General features: G+C 71.3%; 20 protein-coding genes. 17 read left to right on the top strand and 3 right to left on the bottom strand.

All coding sequences use genetic code 11. The annotated features are described in order from the left end of the window. Positions 1-3: 3 nt before the first annotated feature. The 4 genes from ACQEU1_RS43920 to ACQEU1_RS43905 are packed head-to-tail and all read left to right on the top strand — an operon-like array spanning position 4 to position 2,964. Positions 4-831 carry a dioxygenase gene (locus tag ACQEU1_RS43920; protein ID WP_433216439.1) on the top strand — a complete coding sequence of 276 codons (828 nt, stop codon included), beginning with the start codon at positions 4-6 and terminating at the stop codon, positions 829-831. Beyond that, positions 828-1,946, top strand: coding sequence for a muconate/chloromuconate family cycloisomerase (locus tag ACQEU1_RS43915; RefSeq protein WP_433216436.1), 1,119 nt, complete (start codon positions 828-830; stop codon positions 1,944-1,946). The genes ACQEU1_RS43920 and ACQEU1_RS43915 overlap by 4 nt, the downstream gene beginning before the upstream one ends. 2 nt (positions 1,947-1,948) lie before the next feature. Then, positions 1,949-2,236, top strand: a complete 288-nt coding sequence (gene catC, locus ACQEU1_RS43910; RefSeq protein WP_382438407.1) for a muconolactone Delta-isomerase — start codon at positions 1,949-1,951, stop codon at positions 2,234-2,236. A 5-nt stretch (positions 2,237-2,241) separates the two neighbouring features. After that, positions 2,242-2,964, top strand: a complete 723-nt coding sequence (locus ACQEU1_RS43905) for an adenylyltransferase/cytidyltransferase family protein (protein ID WP_433216432.1) — start codon at positions 2,242-2,244, stop codon at positions 2,962-2,964. Positions 2,965-3,066: 102 nt separating this feature from the next. Here ACQEU1_RS43905 and ACQEU1_RS43900 read toward each other — a convergent pair whose 3' ends face one another. Next, a complete protein-coding gene (locus ACQEU1_RS43900) occupies positions 3,067-3,978 on the bottom strand; it encodes a trypsin-like serine peptidase (protein WP_433216429.1) in 912 nt (303 codons plus the stop codon). Positions 3,979-4,075: 97 nt separating this feature from the next. On the opposite strand from ACQEU1_RS43900, the gene ACQEU1_RS43895 reads away from it, so the two are divergent. The 13 genes from ACQEU1_RS43895 (at position 4,076) to ACQEU1_RS43835 (ending at position 14,730) form a co-directional block, all read left to right on the top strand. Next, complete coding sequence (locus ACQEU1_RS43895; RefSeq protein WP_433217086.1) at positions 4,076-4,756, top strand: response regulator transcription factor; 681 nt, start codon at positions 4,076-4,078, stop codon at positions 4,754-4,756. Next, positions 4,749-6,434, top strand: a complete 1,686-nt coding sequence (locus ACQEU1_RS43890; protein WP_433216426.1) for a sensor histidine kinase — start codon at positions 4,749-4,751, stop codon at positions 6,432-6,434. The genes ACQEU1_RS43895 and ACQEU1_RS43890 overlap by 8 nt, the downstream gene beginning before the upstream one ends. 40 nt (positions 6,435-6,474) lie before the next feature. Continuing rightward, positions 6,475-7,014 (top strand): hypothetical protein, encoded by a 540-nt coding sequence (locus ACQEU1_RS43885; RefSeq protein WP_433216423.1) that lies wholly within the window; start codon positions 6,475-6,477, stop codon positions 7,012-7,014. Further along, positions 7,011-8,036: a peptidoglycan-binding protein gene (locus ACQEU1_RS43880; protein WP_433216420.1), complete on the top strand. Its 1,026-nt coding sequence runs from the start codon at positions 7,011-7,013 to the stop codon at positions 8,034-8,036. Before ACQEU1_RS43885 ends, ACQEU1_RS43880 begins: the two co-directional genes overlap by 4 nt. Next, the gene (locus ACQEU1_RS43875) at positions 8,033-8,707 is read left to right on the top strand and encodes an ABC transporter ATP-binding protein (RefSeq protein WP_433216417.1); all 675 of its coding nucleotides are present in this window, start codon (positions 8,033-8,035) and stop codon (positions 8,705-8,707) included. The genes ACQEU1_RS43880 and ACQEU1_RS43875 overlap by 4 nt, the downstream gene beginning before the upstream one ends. Beyond that, complete coding sequence (locus ACQEU1_RS43870; RefSeq protein ID WP_433216414.1) at positions 8,704-9,933, top strand: ABC transporter permease; 1,230 nt, start codon at positions 8,704-8,706, stop codon at positions 9,931-9,933. Before ACQEU1_RS43875 ends, ACQEU1_RS43870 begins: the two co-directional genes overlap by 4 nt. 72 nt (positions 9,934-10,005) lie before the next feature. Then, a complete protein-coding gene (locus ACQEU1_RS43865; protein ID WP_433216411.1) occupies positions 10,006-10,836 on the top strand; it encodes an alpha/beta fold hydrolase in 831 nt (276 codons plus the stop codon). Beyond that, a complete protein-coding gene (locus ACQEU1_RS43860) occupies positions 10,823-11,413 on the top strand; it encodes a TetR/AcrR family transcriptional regulator (protein WP_433216408.1) in 591 nt (196 codons plus the stop codon). The genes ACQEU1_RS43865 and ACQEU1_RS43860 overlap by 14 nt, the downstream gene beginning before the upstream one ends. 74 nt (positions 11,414-11,487) lie before the next feature. Further along, complete coding sequence (locus ACQEU1_RS43855) at positions 11,488-11,859, top strand: YciI family protein (RefSeq protein ID WP_394618051.1); 372 nt, start codon at positions 11,488-11,490, stop codon at positions 11,857-11,859. Beyond that, positions 11,856-13,052, top strand: a complete 1,197-nt coding sequence (locus tag ACQEU1_RS43850) for an RNA polymerase sigma factor (RefSeq protein ID WP_433216405.1) — start codon at positions 11,856-11,858, stop codon at positions 13,050-13,052. The genes ACQEU1_RS43855 and ACQEU1_RS43850 overlap by 4 nt, the downstream gene beginning before the upstream one ends. After that, positions 13,052-13,843 (top strand): hypothetical protein, encoded by a 792-nt coding sequence (locus ACQEU1_RS43845; protein ID WP_433216402.1) that lies wholly within the window; start codon positions 13,052-13,054, stop codon positions 13,841-13,843. The genes ACQEU1_RS43850 and ACQEU1_RS43845 overlap by 1 nt, the downstream gene beginning before the upstream one ends. 56 nt (positions 13,844-13,899) lie before the next feature. Beyond that, a complete protein-coding gene (locus ACQEU1_RS43840; protein WP_433216399.1) occupies positions 13,900-14,235 on the top strand; it encodes a VOC family protein in 336 nt (111 codons plus the stop codon). 81 nt (positions 14,236-14,316) lie between these two features. Continuing rightward, complete coding sequence (locus ACQEU1_RS43835) at positions 14,317-14,730, top strand: MarR family winged helix-turn-helix transcriptional regulator (protein WP_433216396.1); 414 nt, start codon at positions 14,317-14,319, stop codon at positions 14,728-14,730. Between the two features lie 10 nt (positions 14,731-14,740). Here ACQEU1_RS43835 and ACQEU1_RS43830 read toward each other — a convergent pair whose 3' ends face one another. Then, on the bottom strand, positions 14,741-15,850 hold the full coding sequence (locus ACQEU1_RS43830) for a hypothetical protein (protein WP_433216393.1): 1,110 nt from the start codon (positions 15,848-15,850) through the stop codon (positions 14,741-14,743). A gap of 67 nt (positions 15,851-15,917) precedes the next feature. Further along, complete coding sequence (locus ACQEU1_RS43825) at positions 15,918-18,659, bottom strand: hypothetical protein (protein WP_433216390.1); 2,742 nt, start codon at positions 18,657-18,659, stop codon at positions 15,918-15,920. Positions 18,660-18,829: the final 170 nt, after the last annotated feature.

Raw genomic sequence — 18,829 nt, 5'->3', positions numbered from 1 at the left:
CCGATGACTGCCGTGCACTCCCCCACCGCCGCCGACTCCGGCGCCTCCGCGAGCGCCAACTTCCGTTCCACGGTCCGAGAAGGTGCCGCCGTCCCGCCCGAGCGGGTGTCCACTGTGGTCACCGCCGTGCTGCAGGGCGTGCACTCGGCGATCCGCGCCCACGACGTCACCTACCCCGAGTTCCAGGCCGCGAAGCAGTGGCTGATGGACCTCGGCGAGGGCGGCGAGTGGCCGTTGTTCCTGGACGTGTTCGTGGAGCACGCCGTCGAGGAGGTCGCGGCCCGCACGCAGGACGGCACCAAGGGCAGCATCCTCGGGCCGTACTACCTGCCGGACCAGGTCGCGCTGCCGTCCGTCTGCACGTTGCCCCACCGTGCGGACGAGGCGGGCGCGCCGCTGGTCTTCTCCGGGCGCGTCACGGACCTCGGCGGGAACCCGCTGGCCGGTGCCGAGCTCGACATCTGGCACGCCGACTCGCTCGGCTACTACTCGGGCTTCGCGCCGAACATCCCGTCCGGCAACCTGCGCGGCGTCGTGACGTGCGACGACGACGGGCGGTTCGAGATCACCACCGTGCAGCCCGCGCCGTACCAGATCCCGACGGACGGGCCGACCGGGCGGATGATCGACGCGGCGGGCTGGCACCCGTGGCGGCCCGCCCACCTGCACCTCATCGTGCGCGCGGCCGGACATCGGCCGATCACCACGCAGCTCTACTTCGCCGGTGGTCAGTACGTCGACGACGACGTGGCCGAAGCGGTGAAGCCCGAGCTCGTGCTGACGCCGGTCGACCAGCGCGTTTCGTACGACTTCGTGCTCGAGCAGGCATGAACGACTTGCTGATCGACGGCGTGGACACCGTCCTGCTGGACGTCCCGCTCGTCCGGCCGCACCGCTTCGCCCGCACCGGGATGGACGCGCAGCCCGTGCTGCTCGTCCACGTCCGGACCGCGGGCGGGGCGGTCGGCCTCGGCGAGGGAGTCGTGCCGGGCGGGCCGTGGTGGGGCGGCGAGTCGGTCGAGACGATGAAGGTCGTCATCGACCGGTACGTCGCCCCGCTGCTGCTGGGCCGCCGAGTCGACGACATCGCGGGCATTCTGCAGGCGGTCAACGACGTCGTGAACGCCAACCTCTATGCCAAAGCCGCCGTCGAGGTCGCGTTGCACGACGCGTGGGCGCGGTCGTTGGGCGTGCCGGTGCACACGTTGCTCGGCGGGCTGGCGCGGACGTCGATCCCGGTGACGTGGGCGCTCGGCACGGAACCCGCGCCGGTCGTGATCGAGGAGGCGATGGCGAGGCTCGACCTCGGGCATCGCAGCTTCAAGCTCAAGATGGGCGCGCAGGACCCGGCCGACGACGTGCGGCGGGTGTGTGCGATCGCCGAGAAGCTGGCCGGCGTGGCGGGCGTGCGGGTCGACCTGAACGCGCGCTGGGACCGGCTGACGTCGTTGCGGTACCTGCCGGTGCTGGCCGACGCCGGGGTGGAGCTGGTCGAGCAGCCGGTGCCGGGCGCGGAGGTCGAGTGGCTCGCGGAGATCAACCACGCGCTGCCGATCCCGGTGATGGCGGACGAGTCGTTGCGCACGCCCTCGGATGCGTTGCGGCTGGCGGGGATGCGGGCGGCGGACGTGTACTCGGTGAAGACGACCAAGTCCGGCGGGCTGCGGGCCACGGCGGCGATAGCTTCGATCGCGGCCGCGGCGGGTATTCCGTGCCACGGCGGCACCTCGATCGAGAGCCCGGTCGGCACGGCGGCGTCGCTGCACCTCGCCTGCGCCTCGCCGGCGGTGACGTGGGGCAGCGAGCTGTTCGGGCCGTTGCTCATGCGCGAGGAGCTGCTGGCCACACCGCTGCGTTACGACGGCGGCGACCTGCACCTGCCGGTCGGCCCCGGGCTCGGCGTCGAGCTGGACCCGGCGGCCGTCGCGGCCTTCACCCGGAGGTGACCGTGCTCTTCCACGTGCGGATGGACGTTTCCCTGCCCCACGACATGGACCCGCAACGCCGTGCCGAGCTGGTGCGCGCCGAACGCGAACGGGCGCTGGAACTGCAGCGGATGGGCGTGTGGCCGCACCTGTGGCGGGTGGTCGGGCAGTACAGCAACATCAGCGTCTTCGACGTGCCGACGCACGACGAGCTGCACGCGTTCCTGTCGTCGTTGCCGTTGTGGGAGTTCATGAACGTCCAGGTGACTCCACTCGCGACACATCCCTCAGACCTGGCGGCGCAACCATGACAGCGGTGCGGGAAGGCCTGGTGTGGCGTTCGCTCGCGGACGTTCCGGCGGACTGGCCAGGGTGCGTGGTGACGATCGGGGTGTTCGACGGTGTGCACCGCGGGCACGCTCACCTGATCGCCGCCGCCCGCTCGCTGGCCGGTGCTCGGCCGGTGGTGCTGGTGACGTTCGACCCGCATCCGGCGGCCGTGCTGGGGTTGCCGCGCGACACGGCGGCGTTGAGCACGGTGGACCGGCGGGCCGAGCTCGGGCACTCGCTCGGCGTCGAGGCGATCCTGGTGTTGCCGTTCACGCGCCGGTTCGCCGCGTTGTCGCCGGCCGCGTTCGTGTCGGACGTGCTGGTCTCGGCGTTGCACGCGGAGGCCGTGGTGGTCGGGGCGAACTTCACGTTCGGGCATCGCGGCGCAGGAAACGTGGAGACGTTGCGGGAGCTGGGGCTGGAGGCTCTCGGGGTCGACCTGGTGGACGGGTGTTCGTCGACTCGGGTGCGGGAACTGGTGCGGTGCGGCGATGTGAGCGCTGCCAACGCGGTGCTGGGGCGTCCGCACCGGGTGGAGGGCGTGCTGTCGGGCGGTGTGCTCGCGGCGCCGCCGGGGACCGCGGTGCCGCCGGACGGCCAGTACCTCGGCCTGCTGGACGGACGACCGGCGCGGGTGGTCGTGTCCGGGCCGGTGCTGGTCGAGGGGCCCGACGGGCCCGCCGCGGTCGAGTTCGTGGACCGGCTCTGACGGGTCCTGTCCGATGTGGATTTACCGCCGGCCAACCGGACCGTCGCACCGTCGATCTCGCGGAGCCGGCGTGCGAGGGGTCGCCGGCTCCGCTCCGGCGAGTCAGCTGAACTGCGCCCGCTGGTAGAGCGGCCGCGTCACCTTCCCCGTGAACCGCGCCCCACCGAGGTGCCGCACGCACTCCCCGATCGGGCACCACCGGCCGTCAGCGTCCTGGTTGAAGCTCTGGATGTTCACGCCCACCACGGCGTCCCCGCTGATCCTCGGCCCGCCGCTGGCCCCGCCGCCCATGTCGCACGGCACGCCCCACATGTTCTCCTCGGGGAAGTCGGGACTGCCGGGGTTGCGCACCGCCTTGCCCCAGCACTGCGCGAGCCGCTGCCCGGTGAACTCCGGCCTGCCCTGGTGGCCGGGCTGGTGCGCGGCCCGCGGGTAGCCGTACTCCCGCGCGAACCGGTCGCCGGGCCGGTCGAACGCGATGTTCACGCTCACGTTGGACGGCCGGTCGAGCACGACGAACGCCTGGTCGAACTCGGACCGCTGGTCGTCGGCGATCCAGGTCCTGTTGACGATCGCCCTGCGCACCACGTACTGCCCGAACGGCCGTGCGCCGTCGCGGAAGCCCGGCACGAACAGCATCTTCGAGTGCCACTTCGGGTCGAAGCCCGCCAGGTTCGCGGTGTGGACGCAGTGCCCGCCGGTCACCGCGGTGCGCCTGTTGGCGCTCACCACGAGGGTCGCCGTGCAGCTGGAGTCCTCGCCGTCGCGGTCGACGAAGAACAGGCGCCCGACGGCCCTGTTCTCCGCCGGGGCGCCGGTCGGGTCGTCCACGGGCGGCGTTCCGGGCGGTGCGGACGGCCCGGTCGGCATCGCCGCGACGCGTTCCGGGGTCCAGTAGTCCGCCACGCCGCTGGTGTCGAGGTCGTGCACGACCACGTCGGAGTCGGGAGGGGATGCCGCCGCCACGCCCGGCACCCCGAGGAGCAGCAACACGACCACGCTCAGCATTCGCATGGCGCCGACCGTGACAGCGAGTTGTGAGCATCCTGTTCGGAAGAGGTCCTCATCCCGTGCGGCGGCGCCGGGAGTGACTATCTTGCGACGCATGGGCATGTGCGTGCTGGTGGCCGAGGACAACGTGATGCAGGCCGACATGCTCGGGCGGTACCTGCGCCAGGAGGGCTACCAGGTGCGGATCGTGCACGACGGGTCCGCAGCGCTCGACGAGGTCCGCCGCAACCCGCCGGACCTGCTCGTCCTCGACGTGATGATGCCGAAGATCGACGGGCTGGAAGTCGTGCGCACGTTGCGCAACGAGACCGACATCCCGGTGCTGATGCTCACCGCGAAGTCCACTGAGGACGATCTGCTGCACGGCCTCGACCTCGGCGCGGACGACTACGTCACCAAGCCGTACAGCCCGCGCGAGCTGGTGGCGCGGGTGCGCACGTTGCTGCGCCGCGTCCAGCGAACGTCCACGAACGACCTGGCGCTGGGCGAGCTCTCGATCGACCCCGACCGGCACGAGGTGCGGGTGCGCGGCGAGATCACCGACTGCACCGCGTCGGAGTTCCGCATCCTGCACACGATGGCGGCGAGCCCCGGCCGGGTGTTCAGCCGCGCGCAGCTGCTCAGCGCCGTGCACGGGCTCGACGGGTACATCACGGCCCGCACGATCGACGCGCACATCATGAACCTGCGCAAGAAGATCGAGGTCCAGCCGCGCAAGCCCGCCTACCTGCTGACCGTGCACGGCGTCGGCTACAAGCTGGTGGACGGCTCTGGTGCATAGCGTTCTCGCGCGGCTGCTGGCCGCGTCGGTGCTCGTCGCGATCTGCTCGATCACGGCCACCGCGTGGCTCGCCGCGCAGAGCACGTCGACGTCCATCAAGCAGGAGCTCGGCAACTCGCTCGCGGGCGACGCCGCCACGTACCAGAAGCTCGTCACGTACGCGGTCGAGCACCGCGACTGGAACGGCGTCGCACTCGAACCCGGCAAGGCCAGGCTGATCCTCACCACCCCCGAACGCAGGGTGCTCGCGGACACCGGCACCGGCCTCGACCCGAGCCAGCTGCCGGCCGCGCCGACGACGGTGATCAACCCGCTGGAGCTGGACATCGCGCAGACCGCGGACGTCCCCGCCGACCGGATCGACCGCAGGATCGCCGGGCCGTTCCACCTCACCGACCGGGAGAAGGCGAGCCTCGCCGAGGACGCGCGCGCCTACAACTCCCGCTGCCGCAGCGCGCAGGAGGCCGTCCCGGAGGAGGAGCTGAGGACGACGGCCTGGGGACGTCCGATCGTGAACGTGAACAGGGTGATCTCCGCCCCGGCCGCGCCCGCCTGCGACGAGGTCGAGAACCGGCTGACGACCCTCACCCTGGGCGAGTCGGCCGCGTTCAACGACCTGAACGTGCTCGTCGACGAATGCCTGCGGCAGCGCGGCCTGCCACCCGAGCAGATCAAGATGAACGCGGTGTGGGAGCCCGTCGCGACCAACGCCGAGTGCATGGCCAGTGCCCGCCGCACCCAGCTCCGGCCGTACGTGGCACCGCCCGCGTTGCTGTTCGTCACCGATGCCGCCGGCCGGACCACCCAGGCGACCGTCGTGCGGTTCGACGTCGGCCGGATCGTGCTGGTCGCGGCCGTCGTGCTGATCCTGACGGTCGGGGTGAGCGTGCTCGTCGGACTGCGGATGACCCGGCCGTTGCGCACGCTCACAGCCGCCGCCGAGCGGTTGCGGCACGGCGACGACGCCCAGGTCGACATCCGGTCGCGCAGCGAGATCGGCCAGCTCGCGCGGGCGTTCAACGACATGGCGGCGCACCGCGCCCGCACCGACGCCCAGCGCAAGGCGATGACCAGCGACATCTCGCACGAGCTGCGCAACCCGCTCGGCACGATCCGCAGCTGGCTCGAAGGCGCGCGCGACGGCGTGGTCGAGCTGGACCGCCCGACGCTGGCCGCGTTGCTGGACGAGGCCCTGGTGCTGCAACGGCTGATCGACGACCTGCAGGACCTCGCCCAGGCCGAAGCCGGTGAGCTGCGCCTGCACCCCGAGCCGGTCGACCTGCGGGAGCTGTTCGAGCAGCTGGCCGCCGCGCACCCCGGCCTGGTCGTGGAGGGCGGCGGTGTCGTGGTCGCCGATCCCGTGCGGCTGCGGCAGGTGCTGACCAACCTCGTCACGAACGCCCTGCGCTACACGCCTTCCGGCGGGACGGTCCGCATCGTCTCGTCCGGCGGCCGGATCCAGGTGACCGACACCGGTTCCGGCATCTCGGCCGAGGACCTGCCGCACGTGTTCGACAGGTTCTGGCGCGCGGACCGCTCCCGCACCCGCGACACCGGCGGCAGCGGGCTCGGCCTCGCCATCGCGCACGCGATCGTGAGCGCTCACCACGGCACCATCGCGGTGGAGAGCGAACTAGGCCGCGGCACCACGTTCACGATCACCCTTCCGGCACGCTGAGCGCACATCTTCCTCACAACGGCCCGGCAGCATCGCCGCCATGAACCCCAGGCTGTTGATCGCCGCCGCCGTGCTGGTCCTGTCCGCGTGCGGCCAGGCCACGCCGCCGTCGTCGAACGTCGCGTCCTTGGAGTCCACCGGCGCGGGCGCGCCGTCGACCGCCGTCACGGCGCCGTCCGACGGCGACCAGCCCCGCCTGCGGATGGACATGACGGAAGAGGAGAAGCAACGGCTGTTCGACGCGTACAACGCGTGCCTGGCCGAGAAGGACCCGAACGCGACGGGCACCGGTGCCGGCCCGGCCGGGACGGACGGGAAGCGCAGGGTCTTCAGCGATGAGGCCAAGAAGGCCTGCGCGAAGAAGTGGCCGTTGCCGCCGTGGGAGATGGACTCCGACAACCCGACGTTCAAGGACAACTGGCACAAGAACGTCCAGTGCCTCAACAGCCGCGGCATGAAGGTCATCGAGACCGAGCCCGGCAGCTGGACCTACGACGGCGAGCAGACCCTTCCCCAGGACCAGCAGCGCAAGGTCGAGAAGGACTGCGAGCAGGAAGTGTTCGGCGGAGGACGCAAGTGAAGCGGTGGATCATCGCCGGGGTCGTCGTCCTGGTGCTGGCAGGAGGTGTGTTAGCGCTCACGCTGACCCGGCGCGCCCCCGCCCAGACCGCGCAGCCGCCCGCGCCGAGGACGGTCGCCGTGGTGAGGACCGACCTGACCGACGTGCGCGAGTTCAAGGCGAGCCTGGGGTTCGGCGCGTCGAGCGAGGTGACCGGCAAGCTGGCGGGCACGCTCACCTGGCTGCCCGCCCCCGGCACGGCCCTCGGCCGCGGCGCCGCGGTGTACAAAGTGGACAACCGCCCGGTGTGGCTGTTCTTCGGCGACACCCCGTTGTGGCGCAAGCTCGACAAGGCGGGCATCAAGGGCCCGGACGTGAAGATCGTCAAGGACAACCTCGGCGCGCTGGGCTACCAGCTCGGTGGCGCCGGGGACGAGCTGACCCAGGCCACGATCGACGCGGTCAAGCGCTGGCAGAAGGCCGAGAAGGTCGACCAGAGCGGCGTGCTCGACCCCGGCGAGATCGTGGTCGTCCCCGGCGAGGTCAGGGTCGAGGCCGTCACGGCGAAGCCGGCCGCGTCCGGCGAGGGCCCGCTGATGACCGTGACCGCCACCGGCAAGGCCGTGGACGCGTCGATCGACGCCCGGCAGGCCGAAGTGTTCAAGAAGGACACGAAGGTCACCGTGGTCCTGCCGGACGGCAAGGAGACCGCGGGCACCGTCCGTTCGGTCAGCACCGAGGTCAAGGCCGAGAAGAACGCCAACGGCGAGGAGACCCCGGTGGTCGCCGTGGACATCGGCCTCGACACCGAGGTCGGCGAGTTCGACTCCGGCCCGGTCCGCGTCCGCCTGACCAGCACCGCGCGGCAGGGCGTGCTGGCCGTGCCGGTGACCGCCCTGCTGGCGTTGCGCGAGGGCGGTTACGCGGTGCAGACCGAGAAGGGCGGCCTGGTCGCGGTGAAGACCGGCCTGTTCGCCGGCGGGCTCGTGGAGATCAGCGGCGACGGCGTCTCCGAAGGACTGCGGGTGGTGACGACGTCATGACGCCGGTCCTGCAGATCGTCGACGCCGTCAAGGAGTACGCGGGTGGCGTGCGGGCGTTGGACGGCGTTTCGCTGACGCTGCACGAGGGCGAGGCGGTGGCCATCGTCGGCCCGTCCGGCTCTGGCAAGTCGACGCTGCTGAACCTCCTGGGCACGCTCGACCGGCCGTCCAGCGGCTCGGTGATGCTCGACGGCCACGACATCGCCACCCTGTCCGACCGGCAGCTCTCGGCGTTGCGCGGCCGCCGGATCGGGTTCGTCTTCCAGCAGTTCCACCTGGCCGACGGCCTCACCGCGATCGACAACGTCGCCACGGGTCTGCTCTACGCGGGCACCCCGCGAAAGTGGCGAGCCGCCATGGCCGCCGAGGCGCTCACCCGCGTGGGCCTCGGTCACCGGCTGAGGCACCGCCCGCACGAACTGTCCGGCGGTGAACGCCAACGCGTCGCCATCGCCCGCGCCGTGGTCAACCGCCCGGCCCTCGTGCTGGCCGACGAACCGACCGGCGCGCTGGACACGGCGACCGGCCGCGCGGTGCTGGACCTGCTGCTCGACCTGAACCGCGAGGGCACGACCCTCGCCGTGATCACCCACGACCGCGAGGTGGCGGCCCGGCTGCCCCGCCAGGTCGAGATCAGGGACGGCCGCATCCGGGCGGAGGTGACGGTGTGAGCGTGCACATCGCGGCCCGGCCCGCCCGCGCCGCCGATCCCCGCGACGTCAAACCCACCCGGCTCAGTCCAGCGGACCTCCTCCTGCTCGGCCTCTCTCCCCTGCGGACCCGGCCGATGCGCGCCGTGCTGTCCGCGCTGGGCATCTCCATCGGCATCGCGACCCTGGTCGTGGTGACGGGCATCCCGGCGTCGAGCCACGCGGCGCTGATGGAGGAGTTCTCCGCGCTGGGCACCAACCTGCTCCGCGCCGAGGCCGCCACGGGCGCCAACAACGAACCCGCCTCGCTGCCGCCGGAGTCCGTCACGATGGTCGAGCGGATCGGCCCGGCGAGCGACGTGAGCGCCGTGGCGAACACGCACGCCGTGATCCGGCGCTCGGACCAGATCCCGGACTCGGAGACGTCCGGCCTGACCGTCCTGGCCACGAAGCTCAACCTGCTCAAGACCTTGAACGGCAGCGTGCGCACCGGCTCGTTCCTCACCGAGGCCACCGAGAGGTTCCCGGCCGTCGTGCTCGGTGACGTCGCCGCGACCAGGCTCGGCGTCACCGCACCGGACACCCAGGTCCGGATCGACGACCGCTGGTTCACCGTGGTCGGCATCCTCGACCCGCTCCCGCTCGCGCCGGAGGTCGAACGCGCCGCGCTGGTCGGCTGGGAGGCTGCCCGCGACATCGGGTTCGACCACCGCCCGACCGTCCTCTACCTGCGCTCGCAGGAGGCGTCGATCGACGACGTGCGGGCGGTGCTGCCGCAGACCGCGTTCCCCCAGCAGCCGAGCCAGGTGCGGGTCAGCCGCCCGTCCGACGCCCTGACCGCCAAGCGGCTCACCGAGACCACGTTCTCGGCGTTGATGCTCGGCCTCGCCGGGGTGGCGTTGCTGGTCGGCGGCATCGGCGTCGCGAACACCATGGTGATCTCGGTGCTGGAGCGCAAACGCGAGATCGGTCTGCGCCGCGCTCTCGGCGCTCATCGCGGGCAGATCCGCACCCAGTTCCTCACCGAGTCGGTCGTGCTGTGCCTGCTCGGCGGCGTCGCGGGCGTCCTGCTCGGGCTGGCCGGGACCGCCGGGTACGCCTACTACCACCGCTGGCCCGCGGTGATCCCCCTCGAGATGGTGCTGGCGGGACTCGGCGCGGCCGTGGTGACAGGCGTCGTGGCGGGGGTCTACCCGGCGGTGCGGGCCTCGCGGCTGACCCCGACGGAGGCGCTCGCCGCACCGTGAAGCTACTGGGGTTGACTCCTTGGCTATTCGTGATAGCTTTTAGCTAATCCGATTAGCCAACTGGAGGCAGCCATGACCGAGTTCCTCACCGTCGATGGCGGGACCATCGCGTACGACATCACCGGCGCCGGGCCGCTGGTCGTGCTCGCCCACGGCATGGGCGACAGCCGCGAGGCCTACCGCTTCCTCGCGCCCGCACTGGTCGAGGCCGGGCACCGCGTCGTCACCACGGACCTGCGCGGCCACGGCGAGTCCAGCGTCGGGTGGGCGTCCTACAGCCGGACCGATCTCGCGGGCGACCTGATCGCGCTGGTCAAGCATCTCGGCGAGCCCGCGGTGCTGGTCGGCCACTCCATCTCGGGCGGCGCGGTCACGATCGCCGCGGCCAAGGCACCGGAGCTGGTCACCGCGCTGGTCGAGCTCGCGCCGTTCACCCGCAAGCAGCAGGTCAAGCTCTCCGACCTCCGGGTCGCGGGCTACCGCCGCGGCATGACCCGGCTGCTCGGCACCGCCCTCCTCGGCAGCACCGGCCAGTGGGCCAAGTACCTGGACATCGCCTACCCCGGCGTGAAACCGGCGGACTGGGACGCCCGTCTCGCGCAGATCACCGCGAAGCTCGAAGAGCCAGGACGCATGAAGGTCCTCCAGGCGATGGGCAAGATCTCCCCCGCCGACGCCGGCGAGCAGCTGGCCAACGTCACCTGCCCGGTGCTCGTCGTGCAGGGCGCGGACGACCCCGACTGGGCCTCACCGCGAGCCGAGGGCGAGGCCATCATCGCCGGTCTGCCCGCCGGCCTGGGCACGCTCACGATGATCGACGGCGCCGGCCACTACCCGCACGTCCAGTACCCCGAGCAGACCCTCGCCGCGATCCTGACGTTCCTGGCCGGTGTCCGTGCCTAGGGCGGGCCTGGACGCGGCCACGATCACGGCGGCCGGCGCCGCGCTGGCCGACGAGATCGGCTTCACCGAACTGACCATGAACAAGCTGGCCGAACGCCTCGGGGTGCGCGCGCCGTCCCTCTACAAGCACGTCACCGGCCAGGACGACCTCAACCGCCGCATCGCGGCACTGGCCTACGAGGAGATGGCCGACGCCCTCGGCGCGGCCACCCAGGGCAGGGCGGGCCGTGATGCCCTGGCGGCGGCCGCCCACGCGTTGCGCGACTTCGTGGTCACCCACCCCGGCCGCTACGCCTCCACGGTCGGCCTGGTCCCGACCGGCCCCGACGACCCCATCGTCACCGCCTCCCTGCGCGGCCTCGGGCCGTTCGAAACGGTCCTGCGGGGATACGACATCCCCCAGGAGAAGATGACCCACGCGCTGCGGGCACTGCGCAGCACCTTCCACGGCTTCGCGAACCTCGAGGCCACCAACGGGTTCCAGTGGTCCACCGACATCGGCGAGAGCTTCGAATGGCTCATCGACCTGATCGACCACGGCCTCCGCCACGCCGCGGACCCGCTCGGCTCGCCCTGAGGAACACGTCGTGCTCGAATGTCGACTTCCAGAGGTCTCGTTCGTCCTCCGGACGACGACTGGAGGGGCACGCGATGCACTACATGTTCCTGATCTACAACTGCGAGGACCGCCCGCAGCACGGTGACCAGCGGTTCGAGGAGATCCTGACGCGGGTCAACGCGTTCGCCGACGAGTGCCGGCGGCGCGGGGTGTTCGTGGCGGGTGATCCGCTGAAGCCGGTCAGCACCGCCACGACCGTGCGGGTGCGGGACGGCAAGCCGGTGCTCACCGACGGGCCGTTCGCCGAGACGCACGAGCACCTCGGCGGCTACTACCTGCTGAACTGCCGCGACCTCGACGAGGCGCTGGAGCTCGCGGAGATGATCCCGCAGGCGCACTTCGGCGCGACCATCGAGGTGCGGCCGGTCGACCACATCCCCGGCCTGAACCACGGGGTGGCATGAGCGACCTGGCGACGGCCGCGGTCGAGCAGGTCTACCGCGAGCACCGCACCCGGATGCTCGCGGCGCTGGTGCGGGCGCTGGGCGACTTCGAGCTGGCCGAGGACGCGTTGCAGGAGGCGTGCTCGCAGGCGTTGCGGAAATGGCCACGTTCACAGGTGCCGGACGACCCGTTCGCCTGGCTGCTCACCGTCGCCCGCAACCACGCGCTGGACCGCCTGCGGCACGCCAGGATGGCGCGCACCAAGCTGCCGCCGCCCGCCGCGGACACGACCACGATGACCGAGAAGCAGCTCGTCGACCTCGGTGACGAACGCCTGTCGCTGATCTTCACCTGCTGCCACCCGGCGCTGGCCGAAGACGCGAGGTTAGCGCTCACACTGCAAGCGGTGGCGGGGTTCACGGCCGCGCAGATCGCCAGGACGTTCCTCGTCGCCGAGCCCGCGCTGGCCCAGCGGCTGGTCAGGGCGAAGCGCAAGATCCGCGACGCCGGGATCACGTTCGAGGTGCCCGCCGACCACCTGCTGCCCGAACGGCTGCAGGGCGTGCTGGGCGTTCTCTACCTGATCTTCACGCGCGGCTACACGACCGCGGACTCTGCCTTGCGGCTGGAGGCGTTGCGGTTGGGCAAGCTCGTGGCGACGCTGATGCCGGACGAGCCGGAGGCCCACGGGCTGGTGGCGTTGATGCTGCTGCACAACTCGCGCAGCGCGGCGCGGCTGTCCCCGGACGGCGACCTGGTGCTGTTCGAGGACCAGGACCGCACGCTCTGGAACACCGACGAGATCGCCGAGGGCATGGCGTTGCTGGACCGCGCACTGCGGTTCGGTTCGCCCGGTCCGTACGTGCTGCACGCCGTGATCGCCGCCCTGCACGCGCAGGACCCGGTCGACTGGTCCCGCGTCGCGGCCCTGTACGCCGAACTCCTCGTGGTGGCCCCGACTCCGGTGATAGCGCTCAACCACGCCGTCGCCGTCGCCATGGCCGACGGACCTCGGGCCGGGCTGGAGTTGATCGACGGGATCGCCGGGCTGGACTCGTACCACCTGCTGCACTCCGCCCGCGCCGACCTGCTGCGCCGCCTCGACCGGCGCCCCGAAGCCCTTGCCGCGTACCGGCTGGCCCACGACCTGGCGGTGACGCCCGCCGATCGTCGCTTCCTCGCCGGACGCCTGCGTTCCCTGGAGGTCACCTGATGCGACTCGGCGTGCTCGACCACGGCCACCACCTGCCCGCCCGGTTGTTCTTCCGGCTGGCTTCGGCGGCGTCCCGCGTCCCGATGTCGGACGTGCCCAAGACCCTGTTGTACCGCCCGGAGTTCTTCGGCGCGGTGTTCCTCGACCTGAGTGCCGACGCGATGCGCGGGCCGTCGTTCTGGACGGCCGGCGAACGCGAGTACCTGGCGCAACAGACCGCCGAACGCCTCCAGTGCCCCTATTGCGCCGTCACGCACGCCGAACTGGTCAAGATCGCCGGCGATCCGACGCCGTTGCGCCAGGAACTCGTTGCGGCACTTGACTTCCTGTCGAACCTGGAGCCGGTCGACGCGCCGCGCGAGGCGTTGACGGACGCCCTGAAGGTCAGCCTGATCTGGCAGGTGGTGAACCGGCTCGCGAACGCGTTCGGCTTCGAGCTGCTGCCCGGACAGCTGGAATCGGGCACGCGCTCGCTGCACAGGTTCGGCTACCGCTTCCCGCGCTTGCTCACCGGCACCGCCACCGGTTCCCTCCGCCACAACGTCCTGGAGGCCCCGGCCGTCACGCCACCCGCTCTCCGCCAGGCCGCGGCGGCGGGCGATGCCTGGGGTTCTTACGCCGCAACGGTTCGCACGGCCTCCTACCGCCTCACCGACGACGACATCGCGCGGTTGAGGCACGACCACACCGAGGACGAGATCTTCGAGGTGACCGTCGCCGCCGCCGTCGGAGCCGCGCTGGACCACCACGACCAGGCCCGGAAAGTTCTCGGCGACCGACTGTCGAGTTGACGTGGTCCCGCTCGTCCTCTGCTCGTCAGTTCAGCACACACTGAGGAGCGTTCGACATGACCGGACACGCCAACTGGTTCGAGATCCCCGCCGACGACACCGCGCGGGCGAGGGCGTTCTACGCGGGCGTCTTCGGCTGGGAGACCAGTCTGATGGGCGAGGACTACCACGTGATCACCAACGGCGCGGCCGGCGCCATCGCCCCCAGGGACGCCGGGCACACCCAGCCGCGGATCTACTTCCACACCACCGACATCGACGCGTCCGTCCGCAAGGTCGCCGAGCTCGGCGGCAAGAGCGACGACGTGATGACCGTCCCCGGCACGGGCCGCATCGCCCACTGCACCGACGACCAGGGCACCCCGTTCAGCCTCTACGAACCCCAGTCCTGACCAGGGTGGCCCGTCCCGGGGCGGGCCACCCCCTCGTCCGTCCTCTTCGGACAAGCCCACCGCCGGGTTAACATCATCCCCATGCCCGACGTCGGCGTCCTCTCGGCGCACCTGCTCTCGGGGTTCCAGAAGGAGCTCTTCGCCCGCCTGGCCGAGGCGGGCCACGAGAACCTGCGCCCGCGCCACGGCGCCGTCATGGCCTACATCGCCACCACGGGCACCAGGGCGAGCGAGCTCTCCGAACGCTCGGGCCAGCACAAGCAGGTGGTGGGCACCCTGATCGACGAGCTGGAACGCCTCGGCTACGTGACCCGCCAGCCCGATCCGGCCGACCGGCGCGCGAAACTCGTCGTGCCCACCGACCTCGGCAAGGACCAGATGGTCCAGGCGAAGCGCATCATCACCGAGATCGAGGGCAGCCTGGCCGAAGTCGTCGGCGCCGACCGCTTCGCCGAGTTCAAGCAGGTCTTCAAGGAGATCTCCCGCACCTTCTGACCGACTCGAACTACAGGAGCCGATCCCGCTTCGCGTCGGCCTCCGCTCGCACGGCCGCGAAGAACTTCTCGTCGATCTCTTCCTCAGCGGCGTGGTCGAGATCCACGTCGGCGTGCGATCGGTACAACAACCAGCAACCGCGGATGCCGTCCAGCAGGTCCTCCAGGAGGTCCTGCGCCGGACGTGCCGGATCGAGGGGCGTCACGCGCGGCATCAGTCCGGCGAGCAGTTCCTCGTCGCCCGGACCGTACTGCTCGGCCCGCGCTCGCGCCTCCGCGATCGCGTCGACCAGGCCGTCCGGGTCCGGCAGCCTGCCCTCGCCGGCGATCATCGCTCCGGCCACCAGGTCGACGACGACGTGCCGCGGGCTTTCCCCCGCCGCCAACCGCTCGAGCACCAGGGTCGGCGTCTCCACGGCCAGCGCCTCGATGTCGTCCGCCTCCACCACGACACTCACCGGGTCGATGCCGGCCACCCCGCCCGCGACCTCCGCGGCCGCCTGCAACCAGTGCGCCGCGGCGACCGCGGCGGCGGTGGGGTCGACCTCCTCGAAGAGCTTGCTGGACCACAACGGATGCGCGTGCAGGAAGTCGTGGGCGGCGTGCACCTGCAGCGGCGACGCGTCGGCACGACTGAGCTGGACCGCCTGCCGGGCACGGCCGGAGAAGTCGCCGCGCTCGGCCCGTTCGACCGCGGCCAGCTCCTGCTCGACGTCCGCCACGACCGCCTCGGTGAGCTCGTGATCACCGATGGCGTGCACGGCCCGCCCGACGCGGTGCGCGGCCTCCTCCACCCGCACGAGCGACTGGACGAGGTAGCCCTGGTCGTTCGGCAGGTAGGGCTTCCGCACGTGGCCGGGCACCTCGGCGAACGCCTCCCGCTCGTGCTGACGACGCCATCCTTCGCTGTCCGGCTCGACGTTCTCCGCCGCGCTCGCCGGATGGGTGTACGTCCACCACGCCATGGTCGACACCGTCGTCAGACTCGCCGCCAGCCTCAGCGCGCCTTCGTGGTCGGCGGAGGGCGGCAACACGGCGACGGTGCGCGCCAGGTGTCCGTCACCGGTCTCCCAGGTGGCGATCAAAGCCCGGCGTTCCTCGTCGAAGGCGTACTTCGTCATGCACCCATCCTTCGCGACGGCGACCTTCTCCCGCCAACAGTTGCCCGAAGTGCGGCGATCCGCTCGTTCAGGCCGGCGGCGGGACGCAGGACTCGTCGCAGGTCGCGCGGAGCACGGGAGGGTCGCCCTCGGCGACGTTGAGGACCGAGATCCGCTTCTCGTGCGGGACCTGCCCGCCCCGGAAGTTGATCTTCCCGCTCTTGCCCTCCAGCACCGGTGGGCTGCTCGGATCGGGCGCGGACTCGCCTGCGTCGTCAGGACTCACCGGGGGACGGCCGATGTCGCTGATCGTCTTCCACAGGTCCCCCGACGACGGCCTGGTGACCGGCAACAGCTCCTTCATGGCGTGCACGTACAGGTCCAGGGCGTCGTAGGCCAGCGTCGCCTGGCCGTCGACGAAGGAGCGCGGGTTGGCGTCGCACTCGGCTTTGAAGATCTGCCGCATCTTCCGGTAGATGTCCTCCTTCGCGGTGCAGTACTCGGAACCGACCGCGAAGGACAGCACGTCGTACGTGACGCTCGGGTGCTTCGTCCGCAGGTCCGGGTCCGCGGCGTACCGCATGACGTCGTCGCCGGCGAGCACGGTCAGCTGCCCGGAGCACGTGTCGGCGACGCCGTCCAGCAGGTCGGAGAACTCGCCGGGCCGTCCCGCGTAGACGACCAGCGTGTCCGGTGTGCCCTGGCAGAGCTGCTGCCCGATCTCACGGGCGTTCGTGTGGTCCTCGTCGGTGGTGGGCCGGTAGACCAGGTCGGTCAGCACCTCCCTGGTCCGTCCCAGGCGCTCGTCGGCGAACCGGTCGCGGAAGCTCCGCGCGAGGTCGGCGGAGTAGAGGTCGGTGTCGTCCGCCGAACGCACGATCTGGACCTTCCTCTGGCCCGCGTACCTCTGGTTCGCGTATTCGACGGCGACCCGCGCCTCCCTGTCGTTGGTCGGCGAGATCTGGAAGTACCTCGACGACACACTCGGGAACTCGTTCGCCGACAACGTGGCGGCCACCGTGGGCAGCCCCTGCCTGCCCAGCTTGTCGATGGTGTCCCGCGTCGTCTGGCGGCTCTGCGCCAGGCCGAGCACGCCGACGACGGTCGGGTCGCGGCGCATCCAGGTCTTCAGGTGCTCGACCAGCGCGTCGCCGTACTGCATGGTCCGGCCGGCGTTGCCGAGCAGCACCTTGATCAGCGGGTGCCCGTTGCCGCGTTCGTCCAGCAGCCGGGCCTGCATCGCCGCCACGCCCATGAGCCGGGAGGTGTTGGTGGCCAGCGACTCGGGCAGACCGCTCATGGCCGACACGTACACGACCGTCGCGTATGGACGGTCCGGGCTCTCCTTGCCGGCCTGGTCCACCTGCTCGTTCTGCAGGGCGATCTGGTCCTGCACGCGCATGAAGCGGTTCCTGAGCTCGCTGGACCCGTTGTCGAGCAAGGGGATCGCCCTGCTGCTCACACCGACGCAGTCAGCGGTGCCGAGTCTGGTGAGCGTCTCGAAGTTCGCGTCGTCCGGCGGCAACCCGCAGTGCCGGTCGCGTTCCGCCGCGGCCGTGGTGATCCGCCAGTACCCGCCCGCCACGACGGCGCCGAGCAGGATCACGACCACCACCGCGAGAACGGACGTCCGGGACCAGACCGGAGCGGGCCGCACGGTCAGCGTCGCGAGCGGCGGCACGTCACCGGGTTCGATCTCGACCGGCGGCACCCGCAACGGCAGGAACCACGCCGTGGGCCGGCGCCCGCGGCTGTTCGTGGCGAGCTTGCGCGTCCAGGTCTCGTAGGCACGCCCGGCGTTCTCCACCCACGCCGGTGCCCGCTCGTCCGCGGCGGCCGCGTCGGGCGGCACCTTCTCACTGCCGCTGATGATGATCAGCGGGTCGAACGAGCCGGTGTCGTTGCGCACGTCGTTGATGAGCTTCAGCAGGGCGTAACCGCCGTTGTCGCGGCGGATGCCGTCGAGCAGCACCACCGGGTAGACGGTGCGCCGCGCCGACCGGACCCGCCACGGCGTCCGCCGGTACCCCCGCCGCACGTCCTCCAGGAACGCGTTGACCAGGAGCTTGGCGAGCTGCCGCGCGTCCTCGTGCGGCTCGGAGCCCCTGCCGGGCGCGAGCGTGCCGGTGAGGCGTTCGGCGAAACCGAGGAACGTGCCGGGATCGTGCGGCGCGAGGTAGGGCTGGCGCAGCAGCCACCGGTACTCCCTGCCGGGCACGAGACCGCGCAGTTTCGCCCGGAAGAGGAACGAGGGCAACAACTTCAGCGCCACACGCGCCCACCACGGCGCGGCGTCCGCAGCGGTGTCGAACGCCTCCCGGGGAATCAGGTCGTCCTCGGTGCGCCCGCGCAGGTCGCGTTCGCGCAGCCGGGTGAGCAGACTCGTCGCCGACTCGGGCTCGCCGCCTTCGGCCGGCTGGTTCATCAACCAGTAGACGAGCCGGAACCGCGGGAACACGTGCCGCCCGTAACGCCCGTTGGCCGCGCCGGACAGCTCGCGTGCCACCTCGGCCAGCACCACGCCCACCTCCGCGACCTGGTGCGGCGACGGCTCCTCCCCCTCGACGCCGGGGAACTGGTGGTAGGCGTGCGGAATCCGGCCGGGGTGAGCGGCGCGCAGGTGAGCGCGCAGGACCTTGAGGAGCCCGGCCGACCCGTGTTCGCGGACCAGGCAGACCAGCGGGATGCCCCGGTCGTTCCCGGCGCGAGCACCCGGCCGCCCTCCGGGGAGCTCGCCGAACCTGGGGCGCTCGGTCAGGTCCTGCACCAGCTTCAGGAGTTCGTCCATGACCTCGACGGACGACGACTCGGCGGCATTGATCTCGATCACCGTTCTCCTTTGGCGTGAGTCCCGCTCCCGAAGGAGGGAATGCGACTGTAGCCGTTGTTCTGCGCCCGCGTTCAGAAAGGAGAAACGTCGCCGCTTATTCCACGGAACCGCGAAATACAGTGCCGGAGTTCGATTCCAGGCCGCGTTTCCGATGCCATTTCATGGACAAA

It is taken from the genome of Lentzea sp. CA-135723, from assembly GCF_050936595.1.
In the GTDB taxonomy this organism is placed as follows: Bacteria; Actinomycetota; Actinomycetes; order Mycobacteriales; family Pseudonocardiaceae; genus Lentzea.
The sequence above is the reverse complement of the archived record's forward strand: the minus strand, read 5'-3'. Positions and strand labels throughout refer to the sequence as shown.

Excerpts from the sequence above, each read along its gene's own strand:
- ACQEU1_RS43840 (WP_433216399.1), top strand. The coding sequence starts at position 13,900 with ATGACCGGACACGCCAACTGGTTCGAGATCCCCGCCGACGACACCGCG.
- ACQEU1_RS43875 (WP_433216417.1), top strand. The coding sequence starts at position 8,033 with ATGACGCCGGTCCTGCAGATCGTCGACGCCGTCAAGGAGTACGCGGGT.
- ACQEU1_RS43920 (WP_433216439.1), top strand. The coding sequence starts at position 4 with ATGACTGCCGTGCACTCCCCCACCGCCGCCGACTCCGGCGCCTCCGCG.
- ACQEU1_RS43850 (WP_433216405.1), top strand. The coding sequence starts at position 11,856 with ATGAGCGACCTGGCGACGGCCGCGGTCGAGCAGGTCTACCGCGAGCAC.
- ACQEU1_RS43845 (WP_433216402.1), top strand. The coding sequence starts at position 13,052 with ATGCGACTCGGCGTGCTCGACCACGGCCACCACCTGCCCGCCCGGTTG.
- ACQEU1_RS43835 (WP_433216396.1), top strand. The coding sequence starts at position 14,317 with ATGCCCGACGTCGGCGTCCTCTCGGCGCACCTGCTCTCGGGGTTCCAG.
- ACQEU1_RS43885 (WP_433216423.1), top strand. The coding sequence starts at position 6,475 with ATGAACCCCAGGCTGTTGATCGCCGCCGCCGTGCTGGTCCTGTCCGCG.
- ACQEU1_RS43865 (WP_433216411.1), top strand. The coding sequence starts at position 10,006 with ATGACCGAGTTCCTCACCGTCGATGGCGGGACCATCGCGTACGACATC.
- ACQEU1_RS43895 (WP_433217086.1), top strand. The coding sequence starts at position 4,076 with ATGTGCGTGCTGGTGGCCGAGGACAACGTGATGCAGGCCGACATGCTC.
- ACQEU1_RS43915 (WP_433216436.1), top strand. The coding sequence starts at position 828 with ATGAACGACTTGCTGATCGACGGCGTGGACACCGTCCTGCTGGACGTC.
- ACQEU1_RS43900 (WP_433216429.1), bottom strand. The coding sequence starts at position 3,978 with ATGCGAATGCTGAGCGTGGTCGTGTTGCTGCTCCTCGGGGTGCCGGGC.
- ACQEU1_RS43830 (WP_433216393.1), bottom strand. The coding sequence starts at position 15,850 with ATGACGAAGTACGCCTTCGACGAGGAACGCCGGGCTTTGATCGCCACC.
- ACQEU1_RS43855 (WP_394618051.1), top strand. The coding sequence starts at position 11,488 with ATGCACTACATGTTCCTGATCTACAACTGCGAGGACCGCCCGCAGCAC.